This is a genomic window from Streptococcus oralis Uo5 (genome assembly GCF_000253155.1).
Lineage (GTDB): Bacteria > Bacillota > Bacilli > Lactobacillales > Streptococcaceae > Streptococcus > Streptococcus oralis_L.
In genome coordinates, this window is record NC_015291.1 from 687,890 (window position 1) to 701,519 (window position 13,630).

Sequence of the window (13,630 nt, forward strand, 5' to 3'; positions counted from 1 at the left end):
AATTGGTCTATACCATATAATGAATATAGATTAAAACGGAGGATGAAAAGATGAAAGTTATTAAAGTTGAAAATCAAGTTGAAGGTGGAAAAGTTGCTTTTGAGATTTTGAAGGAAAAATTGGCCAATGGTGCTCAAACATTAGGACTTGCGACAGGGAGCAGTCCGCTTGAGTTTTACAAGGAAATCGTTGAGAGTGACCTTGATTTTTCAAATCTAACCAGTGTAAACCTTGATGAGTATGTAGGACTTGACGGAGACAATCCTCAGTCTTACCGCCACTTTATGCAAGAACACTTATTCAACCAAAAACCATTTAAAGAAAGTTTCTTGCCTCGTGGGATTAAGGACAATGCTGAAGCTGAAGTAGAACGCTACAACCAAATTTTGGTTGACCATCCAGTTGATTTTCAAATCTTGGGAATCGGTCGCAATGGACATATCGGATTTAATGAGCCAGGAACTGCCTTTGATAGCCAGACACACCTTGTAGACCTAGACCAGTCTACAATTGAAGCCAATGCTCGCTTCTTTGACAAGATTGAAGACGTTCCAACTCAAGCCATCTCAATGGGGATTAAAAACATCTTGGATGCAAAGTCAATTATTCTCTTTGCTTATGGTGAGTCGAAAGCAGAGGCCATTGCTGGAACAGTATCAGGCCCAGTGACTGAGAATCTCCCAGCAAGTAGCCTACAAAACCACCCTGATGTGACGATTATCGCTGATGCAGAAGCGCTCAGCTTACTCGAAAAATAAAAATTACAAGAACCACTTGCTCTTCGGAGTGAGTGGTTTTTTGATGCTTATAAGCTAGAAGTGAAATTTTGCAAATTTCGGTTTAATCTATAAAATATTTGAATAAAGAAATTATATAAATTTTAATTCAGGAAAAATATAATAAGATAATAACTAAAATTAAGTATACGTTGTTTTTTCTTTTATAATTTAAATAATAACTAAAATTTTTTAAGTTTACTTAGTAGCGAAGCTGTAAAAAAAGTTGTATAATATTCTAAGTTATAAAATTATAATTAAGGAGATTATAATGGGGAAAGATTTATTTAATCCACGCCTTCATAAGTTTTCTATTCGAAAACTAAATGTAGGTGTTTGTTCTGTGCTCTTGTCCACCTTGGTTCTATTGGGAGCAGCTACACAAGTTAGTGCTGATGAGACAAGTGTGACAAACTCTTTAAACGAGGTAGCTAAAACAAACCTTGATAAAACAACGGGGACTTCTATATCACCTACAGATTCTAAAACATCAGAAAAGTCTGAAACACCATCTGTAGTAGAATCCTCTCAACCAACTAAAGAAACAGCAACTTCAAATTCTGGAGCAGAGCCTGCTGATAAAAAGAACAATGACCAATCGGTTATCTCTGAAACATCACAGTCTCCTGTTGAGAAACCAGTTACTTCTCCAGAAGATAAATCTATTGAGAGTGCTAAACCAGAAACTACAGTTGCTCCAATAATTGCTGAACCCACTGAGTCGTCTAGTGCTACTGAACAATCTACACGTTCTCGTAGAGTTCGTCGTGATACCCAGGCAACTTCAGTTGCACCAGCTAGTTATGCAGGTGCGGACGATGCGACTCCTGTACCACGTACATCTAAACCAGAATTGTCTGAATCAGAGAAGAAAGAAAGTACACAATTAGCAAAACAAATTAACTGGATTGATTTCTCTGATACAGCAAGCTTGAAAAACTTAGATCCTCAGGGAGGGTTTAAGATTGGAACTACTTATACGAAGGAAATTTCGCCTGGCTATGTAGTGACACTTACCGTTACAGAGCTCAAACCATTTCAATCAACTGAAATCTATAAAAAACGGGTTGAAGGAACTTCATCTGCTGGAACTTATGATCCAAATGCAACAAACAATTATTTAAAAAATTGGAAAGATTATGGAAAAACTCCACCTCCTGTATCAGGTCAAGCGCAAGATAAATGGAGTACTATTGGTGGACAAGGTTTTGATACAAAAGGCCATAAAACACAAATTATCGTACCAGTTGATGGTGTAAACTGGGGGGTTAAATTTAAAATAGAAGCCACTTATCGTGGTAAAAAAGTAAAACCAGCAGTTGTTATGGCTGATGGAGAAGATGCTAACCCTGGTGAATATGGTATTTTTACCACTAACGGTGAAGGTTGGGAATACGTAGGAGAATGGATGAAAGGTCCTCGTGCAAAAGGTCCTTACACTGTTACGACTGAAGAACTTGTTAAGCAGGCTGACAAGACAACAAGAGGTGGTCTACTAATCCTAAAAGATAAGACTGTCGATTGGAATAAGTTTTTGAGTCCTGATACAGTTACAGGTGGTCTAGGTAGTCAAGTATTTGGACCAATAGTTTCAGCAAGTAAAGCAGTGCCAGTTGTAATGACCCGTGGGGCTTCTGAGGTAGGTTTTTATGTTGCGACCGCAGGGCAACAGGCACTTATGATGGGATTCTTGGTAGTTGATGGTGGTGATGCGCCAGAAAGTTACGGTGAAGCTCACCATACTATCTCTACACGCGATTCGATAACAAATGCTCAAATAAAGCAACCTTACTTAGGTTCTACAGAAGCAGATATCGATGTGGATTCTAAAAATAACTGGACTTCTGATGATCGTGAGGATGTTTCAGATGAAGGTTCACAGCAATTGCTAACTGCTGATCAATATAGCAATACTAACGACCTTTTGGATTTAAATAAAGCTAAGAATGGCACTTATACTCTTAAGATTAAGGCTAATCCAAATGGTAATGCTAAAGCATATGTCAAAGCATGGGTGGACTTCAATAATAATGGGAAATTTGATGATAATGAAGGCAGTGTAGTTAAAGAAATAACTGCTAATGGAGATCACACTTTAACATTTAATGCAATTCCGAGTCTTAGTGGTGGCTTAGTTGACCAACTTGGAATGCGTGTGCGTATTGCGACTAATGCAGGTGATATTGAGAAGCCTACCGGGATGGCATTTAGTGGTGAAGTAGAGGACATGTTGGTTCGTCGTACTTATCCACCTCAAGGTGAAAAGAAAGAAACAACAGGTCTTCAAGGTGAAACACAAAATGCTACAGTTCACTTCACACCTAAAGGACCAGATCGTTCAGACTTTGTAACTAATGCTAGCATGAGTAGCCAAGCGCCACAGATTTTGGATAATCAAGGAAATGTATTGACTCCAACAAACGGCAATACTTATGTGCGTCCGGAAGGAACCTATGTAGTGACTACTAATGGAGATGATATCGATGTAGCGTTCACACCAAATGCAGACTTCACAGGAACTGCTGAAGGGATTAATATTCGTCGTACAGACTCAAACGGTTCATCAACTAACTGGCAATCAACTGATGCATCAAATCCAAATAAGAATGACATTTTGAACAATATGGATGGTCGATACATTCCTACTGTTCGAAAGATACCAACATATGAATCAACTGGTGTTCAAGGTCAAGAACAAAACAAAAATCTAATCTTTAATGATGGCGATCCAGATAAAACGCCAGTGACTCCAGATGCTTCACGTCCTGCGACCTTTGTGGATGCTAACGGCCAACCTATTATTGGTAACTCAGTTCCTGCTACATCCAATGGTCAGTCAGTTGGAACTTATGAGTTAGACCCTAACACTGGTCAAGTCACTTTCAAACCTAACAAAAATTTTGTTGGTACCCCAGACCCAGTTACTGTCCAAGTAAATGATTCTAACGGTGTTCCTTACCGAGCACATTATAAACCAACAGTGACTAAGGTAACCCCAACCAGCACTAACGCAACCAGCACAGGTCCTCAGGGTGTTCCACAAACAGGAACTCCAAGCTTCCAAGGTGGTGATCCACTGGTTCCAATCGATGAAACAGTTGAGCCAACCTTCGCAGATGGAAGCAAAGAGAAATCTATTCCAGGTCAAGGAACCTACACGATTGCACCAGACGGAACTGTAACTTTCACCCCAGACAAGCAGTTTGTCGGAAACCCAGCTCCAGTTACAGTGAAGCGTGTGGATAAGAACGGTACTCCAGTCACTGCGACTTACAGTCCAGAGTTCACTAAAGTAACTCCTACAGGAACTGGCGCAACCAGCACAGGCCCTCAAGGCCTTCCACAAACAGGCACTCCAAGCTTCCAAGGTGGCGATCCACTGGTTCCAATTGATGAAACAGTTGAGCCAACTTTTGAAGATGGCAGCAAAGAGAAATCTATTCCAGGTCAAGGAACTTACACGATTGCCCCAGACGGAACGGTAACTTTCACTCCAGACAAACAGTTTGTCGGAAACCCAGATCCAGTCACAGTCAAACGTGTGGATAAGAATGGCACCCCAGTCACTGCGACTTACAGTCCAGAGTTTACTAAGGTAACACCAACTGGTAAAGATACTTCTTCAGTGAACATTAAGGGGCTTGTTCAAACGGGTACGCCAACATTTGAAGGTGGTAATCCGCTTGTTCCAATCGATGAAACAGTGGCAGCAACATTTGAAGATGGATCAACTGAAAAAGTGATTCCAGGTGAAGGAACTTATGCAATCTCACCAGATGGCACCGTCACCTTCACTCCAGAAGCTAATTTTGTAGGAAAAGGAACAGGCGTAACGATTGTCCGCAAGGATAAGAACGGTACTCCAGTTACTGCAAGCTATCGTCCAACAGTTGTAGATCCATCTACTGGTCATGACACGACTTCTACAGGAGCAAAAGGCCAACCACAAGTGGCAACTCCAACGTTTGAAGGACATATCGATTCGACTGTACCACCAACATTTGAGGATGGTAGCACGACTATGATTGTTCCGGGTGAAGGAAGCTATACAATTGATAAAGATGGTAAGATTACCTTTACTCCAGAACCAGACTTTGTTGGTACAGCTAAAGGATTGGTTGTGAAACGTCTGGATATGTATGGAAATGTAGTTACTGCTCACTACACACCAACTGTCCTTGGACAAACACAAGTGAGTGATGCGACATCAGAAGGTCTTAAAGGTCAAACTCAGACTGGTAAACCAAACTTTACAGGTGATGTCGATCTGACAGTTCCGCCAACCTTTGAAGATGGAACAACTGAAAAAGTCGTTCCAGGTCAAGGAACTTATGTAATCTCACCAGATGGCACCGTCACCTTCACTCCAGAGGCAGACTTTGTAGGACAAGCCAAAGGTGTGAAAGTGATCCGTAAAGACCGTAATGGAAATATCATTTCAGGATTCTATACTCCAACCGTAGTAGAACTTCCTGTCGTTGAAAATCCAGAACAACAAGATATTACAGAAGAAAGAACTGCTAAAACTCTTCCAAATACGGGTTCTGAGGAGACATCTCACTTGACAGCTGGTCTATTGGCTGCTTTATCAGGTATGGGATTAATTTCTCTAGCTCAAAGAAAAAAATCTGAGGAAGAATAATTAGTGGCGAAAGTCATCAAGTAAGTTGTTTTAGATACTTGATTGAAATGATTACATTCATTGCTATCTAAGAAGATGTCAGTCTAACAGAAAGAGAGAACCAAATGGTTCTCTCTTTTTGGTAATTGGTTTAAAAATCGTTTAATTATTTTGCCACAATTGTTCACAATTCTACTAAAGTGGTATAATAAAGTTATTCAGAGGGGGCTCGAAGTTTGATTTAATCACAGCCTTTCAAACCTTATTTTCATTGGCAGAATCTAGATGCTTCTTTTATGGAACTTCGAAGAATACTCAAATCAGACGGGATGCTCTTACTGGCTTGTGAATATAACAAGTTGTCTTACTTTTTACCAGAGGTCCAAAGTGAAGAAGCATTTAGACGATTTTTGTTATCAGTAGGCTTTGAGCTCGTAACTAGTCAAAGAAAGGGATCATGGATCCTTTATAAAATTCATAAAGGATTTGTTAAAAAGTAGCTTTTTTAAAATCTTTTACAGGAGGAATTAGAATGAATACGAAGAATAGGAATTTGATAGAAGATAATAAAAAAGCTGAAAACAAAAGCTTTCTCTATTATTTACACGAGGAAAAAGTATTTGATTCGGACTCGCTGGCTGATTTATGTCGCTACGTAGAAAAGCTCGATTCTATTAGTATAGATCAGATGAGGGATTTGCATTTTATTGAAAATCAAATTCTTCGTCATCTGGTATATCATTTTGATAGCAATGACTTGAGTAAGATTTCAAATCTTCCTGATGAATATTGGGAATATATTGAAGCTTTTGAACAAGCAGTAACAAAGTTGTATGATTTGATGTAAAAATCGGTGGATTTGATAAAGTATGGGTAAGAAAGTAATTAATACACTGAGAAATAGGAATAAATGTAGGTTTCCTCTTGACAATTATTCATTTTGCGTGTAAAATGGAATAGATCTTGAACTTGAAGGGAGTGAAAAAAATGTCTAAAACAGTAGTACGTAAGAATGAATCTCTTGACGATGCACTTCGTCGTTTCAAACGTGCGGTTACTAAAGCTGGTACTCTTCAAGAAACACGCAAACGTGAATTCTATGAAAAACCTTCTGTAAAACGTAAACGTAAATCAGAAGCAGCTCGTAAACGTAAAAAATTCTAATTTGAAATGAAAGGCTAGACTTGTCTAGTCTTTTTTTGCACAATGTTTAGAGGAATAAATTGTTATGAGAGAGTATATAAAAGAATATCAAAAGATGCGTGAAAATCACTTGGAAGATTGGGGTTATTGTGCTGATCCGATAGATTGGAAGGAATTTGAAGAGTCAAACCAAAGAATTTTTGAAAAGTATTTGACCGATTCAAAAGTATTGTCTGACAAGGTTTTAAGAGTAAAATTGTACAGTAGCTTATTGCTAGATGATATTAAATATTTTGCCTATTATGCGGCGTTTTTAGATGGGGATTATAAGCAGTTAAACAACGCTCTATGGCAAACAGGAAGAACCGGGTTGTTGAGAGGTGGTTTGTTGGCAAGTGGAACCATCTACACAGATGGGATTTTGAAAGGCTTGTTTACCTCTTTTGCTTGTAACGATTTTTCAGTCATTCCATCATTCATCCCCAAAGATTTACCCTTGTTGAAAGGAATCTATTATCCAGAAAATGTGATTAATATTTTATACGCTCTTTATTATCAAGATGAAGAAAGATTATCCGAGTCTCTCTTGCGTGCACAACAGTTTTTAGGGAAGAAAAAACGAACTGGTATGGAAGAATTTTCTGTTCGGTATTTTATAAGTTTGGCAAGAAAAGATGCAGTTGCATTAAGCGCGTCCTTACAAAGTTTATGCCAAGCTTATCAGAGACGAGGCTTCCCCTATGAAAAGATTGATAAGTGCTTTGCGGATGAGATCCATGGTCTATATCGATTGATACGATTTTTTGACCATTCCTTGTTCGAAGAAGTCAGCATACCGTCTCATAAGACTTTTTTGAGGGACTTTGAAGAATGGCAAGTTCGAAATCAGTTTCCACAAGGTCAACAGTTCTATACTTATTCTCAAGATATGGTTGATGCAAACAGAATGTTAACAAAAGGTCTTCCAAGAATTTACTTAGAAAAATCTGGAAGGGACTTGGTGATAGACGTTGACCGATTTGCAGTAGATTTGTCTCGGCTAATTTGAAAAAGTAGGAAAAGACTTCCTAGTCAAATCTTTTCCCAAGCAACATCAAATAAATACTGTAAATCCTGCAAAAAAAGGAAACTTCCACCTACAATCTGATATAATAGTAAGGAGAACTCGATTGAAGGAGGAAATTATGTCGGTTTTAGTAAGAGAAGTAATTGAAAAGCTCAGACTAGATATTGTCTATGGTGAAGGCGAATTACTTGAAAAAGAAATCAATACTGCGGACATTATGAGACCTGGTCTTGAAATGACGGGCTATTTTGATTACTATACACCAGAACGGATTCAGCTGTTAGGGATGAAGGAGTGGTCCTATTTAGTTGCCATGCCTGCCCAGAACCGTTATCAAGTTTTGAAGAAAATGTTTCTACCTGAAACACCTGCGGTTATCGTGGCTCGTGGTCTGGTAGTTCCAGAGGAAATGTTAAGGGCTGCTAGAGAATGCAAGATTGCAATTTTAACTAGCCGAACAGCAACCAGCCGTTTATCTGGAGAACTTTCTAGCTACCTTGATTCCCGTTTGGCTAAACGTACCAGTGTGCATGGTGTCTTGATGGATATCTATGGCATGGGTGTCTTGATCCAAGGGGATAGTGGTATCGGTAAGAGCGAGACAGGTCTTGAGCTTGTGAAGCGTGGACACCGTCTAGTAGCAGACGATCGTGTAGATATTTATTCTAAGGATGAGATGACTCTTTGGGGCGAACCTGCTGAAATCTTGAAGCATTTACTTGAGATTCGTGGAGTTGGGATTATCGATATCATGAGTCTTTATGGTGCAAGTGCTGTAAAAGATTCTTCACAAGTTCAGTTAGCAGTTTATCTAGAAAATTATGATACGCATAAGACCTTTGACCGTCTAGGAAACAATGCCGAAGAACTCGAAGTTTCTGGTGTAACGATTCCGCGTATCCGCATTCCAGTAAAAACAGGACGAAATATCTCCGTTGTTATTGAGGCGGCTGCCATGAACTACCGTGCTAAAGAAATGGGCTTTGATGCGACGCGTTTATTTGAAGAACGCTTGACAAATCTAATCGCTCAAAATGAGGTGAAACATGATTAATCCAGTCGCATTTGAAATTGGTCCCTTTGCTATTCGTTGGTATGCTTTGTGTATTGTAGCTGGTTTGGTTCTGGCAGTCTATCTTGCTATGAAAGAAGCTCCTAAAAAGAAAATTCTGTCAGATGATATTTTAGATTTTATTCTGATTGCTTTTCCAGTTGCAATTTTAGGTGCTAGACTATACTACGTACTCTTTCGCTTAGATTATTATCTGCAAAATCCAGGTGAAATCATCGCCATCTGGAATGGTGGTTTGGCCATTTACGGAGGTTTGATAGCGGGCGCTATTGTTCTTTATATCTTTGCAGATAGAAAGTTGATTAATACTTGGGATTTCTTAGATATTGCAGCACCGAGCGTCATGGTTGCCCAGAGTTTAGGGCGCTGGGGGAACTTCTTTAACCAAGAAGCCTACGGTGCAGCGGTAGATAATCTGGATTATTTGCCGGGCTTCATCCGTGCCCAGATGTACATTGATGGTAGCTACCGTCAGCCAACCTTCTTATATGAGTCGGTTTGGAATCTGATTGGATTTGCTTTGATCTTGATTTTTAGACGAAAATTAAAGGGAATCAGACGTGGTCATATCACTGCTTTCTACTTGATTTGGTATGGCTTTGGTCGTATGATTATCGAAGGGATGCGGATGGATAGTCTCATGTTCTTTGGTCTGCGAGTTTCCCAATGGTTATCAGTTGTCCTTATCGGACTCGGTATTTTTATCATACTTTATCAAAATCGAAAGAAAGCCCCTTTCTATCATACAGAGGAGGAAAAATAAATGTTAGAAGTTGCATATATACTTGTTGCGATTGCTTTGATTGTCTGTTTAGTCTATTTGACAATCACGATTCAAAAAGCAGGTCGTATGATTGATGAGACGGAGAAAACCATCAAAACGTTGAGCTCAGATGTGGACGTTACCTTGCATCATACCAATGAATTGTTGGTAAAAGTTAATGTCTTGGTTGACGATATCAATGTTAAGGTTGCGACGATTGATCCACTCTTTACGGCGGTGGCTGACTTATCTGAGTCAGTATCTGATCTCAACCAACATGCACGTGTTTTAGGCAAAAAAGCTTCATCAGCTGGTTCAAAGACCATTAAAACAGGTGCAGGCTTGTCCGCTCTTCGTGTCGCAAGTAAATTTTTCAAAAAATAAAAAAGGAGAAATCTTATGGGAAAACTATCCTCTATCCTTTTAGGAACTGTTTCAGGTGTAGCTCTTGCTTTGTTTTTGACGAGTGACAAGGGTAAGCAAGTTTGTAGTCAAGCTCAGGATTTTCTAGATGATTTGAGAGAAGATCCAGAATATGCTAGAGAGCAAGTCTGTGAGAAATTGACAGAAGTGAAAGAACAAGCAACGGACTTTGTGCTGAGAACAAAGGAACAAGTAGAATCTGGTGAAATTACTTTTGAAAGTGTCCTTGATCAAGCCAAAACATGTGCACGACAAGCGACAGAAGCATCAAAAGAAACCTTTAACAATCTCAAGGAGCAATGGCAAGAACAGTCAGCAACTCCCGATGTTGCTGAAGACCAAGAAGAAATCATCATTGATATTACTGAAGTATAAGGTATCACCATCTCTGGTTCTGGAGATGGTGATTTTTATCTGGAAAGCAGTCTTTGTGGTATAATAAATAATATGCAGAAAAAACCAACGTCAGCCTATGTGCATATCCCCTTTTGCACACAGATTTGTTATTATTGTGACTTTTCAAAGGTGTTTATTAAGAATCAACCAGTAGATAGTTATTTGGAGCATCTGCTAGAAGAGTTTCGTTCTTATGATATCCAAAAGTTGCGAACTCTCTATATTGGAGGTGGGACACCAACAGCTTTGTCAGCTCCGCAACTAGAAGTGCTCTTGAATGGCTTGACCAAAAACTTGGACTTGTCAGTCTTAGAAGAGTTGACCATTGAGGCCAATCCAGGAGATCTAGACGTGGATAAGATTGCGGTTTTGAAACAGTCGCCAGTCAATCGTGTTTCTTTAGGTGTGCAGACTTTTGATGACAAAATGCTGAAAAAGATTGGGCGTAGTCACTTGGAGAAGGATATTTATGAAAATATTGACCGCCTCAAACTCGCTGGTTTTGATAATATTTCCATCGATTTGATTTACGCTCTACCTGGTCAAACTATGGCTCAGGTCAAGGACAATGTAGCTAAGGCTATATCGCTTGATATTCCCCATATGAGCCTTTATAGCTTGATTTTGGAAAACCATACGGTCTTTATGAACCGTATGCGACGTGGGAAACTGCCTCTGCCTAAGGAGGAGCTAGAAGCTGAAATGTTTGAATACATCATTACAGAGCTTGAGCGAGCTGGTTTTGAGCATTATGAGATTTCCAATTTCTCTAAGCCTGGCTTTGAAAGTCGCCATAATCTCATGTACTGGGACAATGCTGAATATTATGGTATCGGTGCGGGTGCGTCAGGTTATGTGAACGGGGTACGTTATAAAAACCACGGTCCTATCCGCCATTATCTCAATGCGGTAGAGGCAGGAAATGCTCGGATAACAGAAGAACACCTGAGTCAAAGGGAGCAGATGGAAGAAGAAATGTTTTTGGGACTCCGCAAGAAATCTGGGGTTTCTATGGCTAGATTTGAGGAAAAATTCGGACGGTCCTTTGATGAACTATATGGAAAAATCATCAGAGACTTGGTTCAACAAGGTCTTATGCAGATCGATGGTGATCGTGTCCGAATGACAAAGAGAGGTCTCTTTTTAGGAGACACTGTAGCAGAACGATTTATTTTGGAGTAGAACAATGGGCTTAACTTATCAAATGAAAATGAAAATTCCTTTTGATATGGCGGACATGAACGGTCATATCAAACTTCCAGATGTGATTTTGCTGTCCTTGCAAGTATCAGGTATGCAGTCCATTGAGCTGGGAGTTAGCGACAAGGATATGTTAGAACGCTACAATCTGGTCTGGATAATTACAGACTATGCGATTGACGTGGTACGCTTGCCTCGCTTTGCTGAGGAGATTACGATTGAAACGGAAGCATTGACTTACAATCGTCTTTTTTGCTACCGCCGTTTCACTATCTATGATGAAGCAGGTCAAGAAATCATTCGCATGGTAGCAACCTTTGTTCTTATGGACAGAGACAGTCGTAAAGTTCATGCTGTCGAACCGGAGATTGTTGCGCCTTACCAGTCTGAGTTTGATAAAAAACTCATCCGTGGGCCAAAGTATACAAATCTAGAAAATCCGTTCAGTAAAGACTACCATGTTCGTTTTTACGACTTGGATATGAATGGTCATGTTAATAATAGTAAATATTTGGATTGGATTTTTGAGGTCATGGGAGCAGATTTTTTGACCAAGTATATTCCAAAGAAAATCAATCTCAAATATGTCAAAGAAGTGCGACCAGGTGGCATGATTGCTTCAGCTTATGAACTCAAGGGACTAGAAAGCAAGCATGAGATTATCAGTGATGGCGAGATCAATGCCCAAGCTATGATTACTTGGCAAGAAATAAAAAAGGACTAAAGAGAGATGACATATAAAGGTTATTTAATTGATTTAGACGGGACCATTTACAAAGGGAAAGACCGGATTCCAGCGGGAGAGGCTTTTGTGCATGAATTGCAGAAGCGAGAAATTCCCTATCTCTTTGTAACCAACAATACAACCCGAACTCCAGAGAGTGTTCAAGAGATGTTGGTTCAAAATTTTAATATTGATACGCCTCTATCAACTGTCTACACGGCAACTTTGGCAACCATCGACTATATGAATGACTTGGGACTGGAAAAGACAGTCTATGTCATCGGAGAAGCAGGACTCAAGGATGCCATTCAGGCAGCTGGTTATGTCGAAGACAAGGAAAATCCTGCCTATGTGGTAGTTGGACTGGACTGGCAAGTCGACTATGAAAAATTTGCCACAGCAACTCTAGCTATCCAAAAGGGTGCTCACTTTATCGGAACCAACCCTGACCTCAATATCCCGACGGAACGTGGTCTTTTGCCAGGTGCTGGTTCACTAATTACACTTCTTGAAGTAGCAACACGAGTGAAACCAGTTTATATCGGGAAACCAAATGCTATCATTATGGACAAGGCAGTTGAGCACTTGGGCTTGAAAAGAGAAGAATTGCTCATGGTTGGGGACAACTACCTGACAGATATTCGAGCAGGGATTGACAATGGCATTCCAACTCTCTTGGTGACAACAGGTTTTACCAAAGCAGAAGAAGTGGGGAACCTGCCAATCGCACCAACTCATGTCCTTTCTAGTCTTGCGGAGTGGAATTTTGATGAAAACTAAACTGACCTTTTGGGGAAGTATGCTCTTTCTTCTCTCCCTGTCTATCCTCTTAACCATTTATCTGGCTTGGATTTTCTATCCCATGGAGATTCAGTGGCTGAACTTAGCGAATCGAGTCTATCTAAAGCCAGAAACCATTCAGTACAATTTTCATATCTTGATGAATTACCTGACCAATCCCTTTAGTCAGGTCTTAGAGATGCCAGATTTTCGTTCGTCAGAGGCTGGTCTACACCACTTTGCGGTGGTGAAGAATCTCTTCCACTTGGTTCAGCTAGTTGCCCTAGTGACACTTCCAAGTTTCTATTTCTTTGTTAGAAAGATTGTGAAAAAAGGCTTTTTGCCCCTATATCGTAAAAGTATTCTGACTTTAGTGCTATTGCCTCTGGTCATTGGGCTTGTGGGAGTGTTGATTGGTTTTGAGCAATTCTTTACTCTTTTCCATCAGATTCTCTTTGTGGGAGATGATACTTGGCTTTTTGATCCAGCAAAGGATCCCGTTATTTGGATTTTGCCAGAGACTTTCTTTCTCCATGCCTTTTTACTTTTCTTTGCTTTGTATGAAGGAATGTTTGGTTTCCTTCTTGTCGAGGCTTCAAGGAAAAAGTAGATAAAATTCTGTATTTTTAATAAAAAACGAGAGAAGTTACTCTGCTCCCTATATAT

Annotated in this window: 13 protein-coding genes and 1 pseudogene; all 14 read left to right on the forward strand. The window is 39.8% G+C overall.

From position 1 onward, the window contains the following. The first annotated feature begins 50 nt into the window (after nucleotides 1–50). The 14 genes and pseudogenes from SOR_RS03480 to SOR_RS03540 all read left to right on the forward strand — a co-directional run bounded on the left by SOR_RS03480 (nucleotide 51) and on the right by SOR_RS03540 (nucleotide 13,574). The gene (locus SOR_RS03480) at nucleotides 51–758 is read left to right on the forward strand and encodes a glucosamine-6-phosphate deaminase (RefSeq protein WP_000864600.1); all 708 of its coding nucleotides are present in this window, start codon (nucleotides 51–53) and stop codon (nucleotides 756–758) included. A 289-nt stretch (nucleotides 759–1,047) separates the two neighbouring features. Beyond that, entirely contained in the window at nucleotides 1,048–5,418 is a 4,371-nt protein-coding gene (locus tag SOR_RS03485) for a GEVED domain-containing protein (RefSeq protein ID WP_000513886.1), read from the forward strand. A gap of 214 nt (nucleotides 5,419–5,632) precedes the next feature. Continuing rightward, a pseudogene (locus SOR_RS10455) lies at nucleotides 5,633–5,897 on the forward strand (class I SAM-dependent methyltransferase); the annotation flags it as partial. A 32-nt stretch (nucleotides 5,898–5,929) separates the two neighbouring features. After that, nucleotides 5,930–6,244, forward strand: coding sequence for a hypothetical protein (locus SOR_RS03490; protein WP_001093354.1), 315 nt, complete (start codon nucleotides 5,930–5,932; stop codon nucleotides 6,242–6,244). Nucleotides 6,245–6,384: 140 nt separating this feature from the next. Beyond that, entirely contained in the window at nucleotides 6,385–6,561 is a 177-nt protein-coding gene (gene rpsU / locus SOR_RS03495) for a 30S ribosomal protein S21 (protein WP_000048054.1), read from the forward strand. Nucleotides 6,562–6,625: 64 nt separating this feature from the next. Then, complete coding sequence (locus tag SOR_RS03500; protein WP_001209615.1) at nucleotides 6,626–7,588, forward strand: hypothetical protein; 963 nt, start codon at nucleotides 6,626–6,628, stop codon at nucleotides 7,586–7,588. Between the two features lie 136 nt (nucleotides 7,589–7,724). Then, nucleotides 7,725–8,660, forward strand: a complete 936-nt coding sequence (gene hprK, locus SOR_RS03505) for an HPr(Ser) kinase/phosphatase (protein ID WP_000115192.1) — start codon at nucleotides 7,725–7,727, stop codon at nucleotides 8,658–8,660. Next, nucleotides 8,653–9,441 carry a prolipoprotein diacylglyceryl transferase gene (gene lgt / locus SOR_RS03510; protein ID WP_000609708.1) on the forward strand — a complete coding sequence of 263 codons (789 nt, stop codon included), beginning with the start codon at nucleotides 8,653–8,655 and terminating at the stop codon, nucleotides 9,439–9,441. Before hprK ends, lgt begins: the two co-directional genes overlap by 8 nt. Beyond that, nucleotides 9,442–9,825, forward strand: a complete 384-nt coding sequence (locus tag SOR_RS03515; protein WP_000895024.1) for a DUF948 domain-containing protein — start codon at nucleotides 9,442–9,444, stop codon at nucleotides 9,823–9,825. It abuts the gene before it with no gap. Between the two features lie 15 nt (nucleotides 9,826–9,840). Then, nucleotides 9,841–10,239 (forward strand): YtxH domain-containing protein, encoded by a 399-nt coding sequence (locus tag SOR_RS03520; RefSeq protein WP_000517403.1) that lies wholly within the window; start codon nucleotides 9,841–9,843, stop codon nucleotides 10,237–10,239. Between the two features lie 72 nt (nucleotides 10,240–10,311). After that, on the forward strand, nucleotides 10,312–11,442 hold the full coding sequence (hemW, locus tag SOR_RS03525) for a radical SAM family heme chaperone HemW (protein WP_001170093.1): 1,131 nt from the start codon (nucleotides 10,312–10,314) through the stop codon (nucleotides 11,440–11,442). 4 nt (nucleotides 11,443–11,446) lie between these two features. Then, nucleotides 11,447–12,184, forward strand: a complete 738-nt coding sequence (locus SOR_RS03530) for an acyl-[acyl-carrier-protein] thioesterase (RefSeq protein WP_000524789.1) — start codon at nucleotides 11,447–11,449, stop codon at nucleotides 12,182–12,184. Nucleotides 12,185–12,190: 6 nt separating this feature from the next. After that, on the forward strand, nucleotides 12,191–12,964 hold the full coding sequence (locus tag SOR_RS03535; protein WP_000221323.1) for a TIGR01457 family HAD-type hydrolase: 774 nt from the start codon (nucleotides 12,191–12,193) through the stop codon (nucleotides 12,962–12,964). Continuing rightward, nucleotides 12,954–13,574: a TIGR01906 family membrane protein gene (locus tag SOR_RS03540; RefSeq protein ID WP_000850621.1), complete on the forward strand. Its 621-nt coding sequence runs from the start codon at nucleotides 12,954–12,956 to the stop codon at nucleotides 13,572–13,574. The genes SOR_RS03535 and SOR_RS03540 overlap by 11 nt, the downstream gene beginning before the upstream one ends. Nucleotides 13,575–13,630 lie beyond the last annotated feature (56 nt).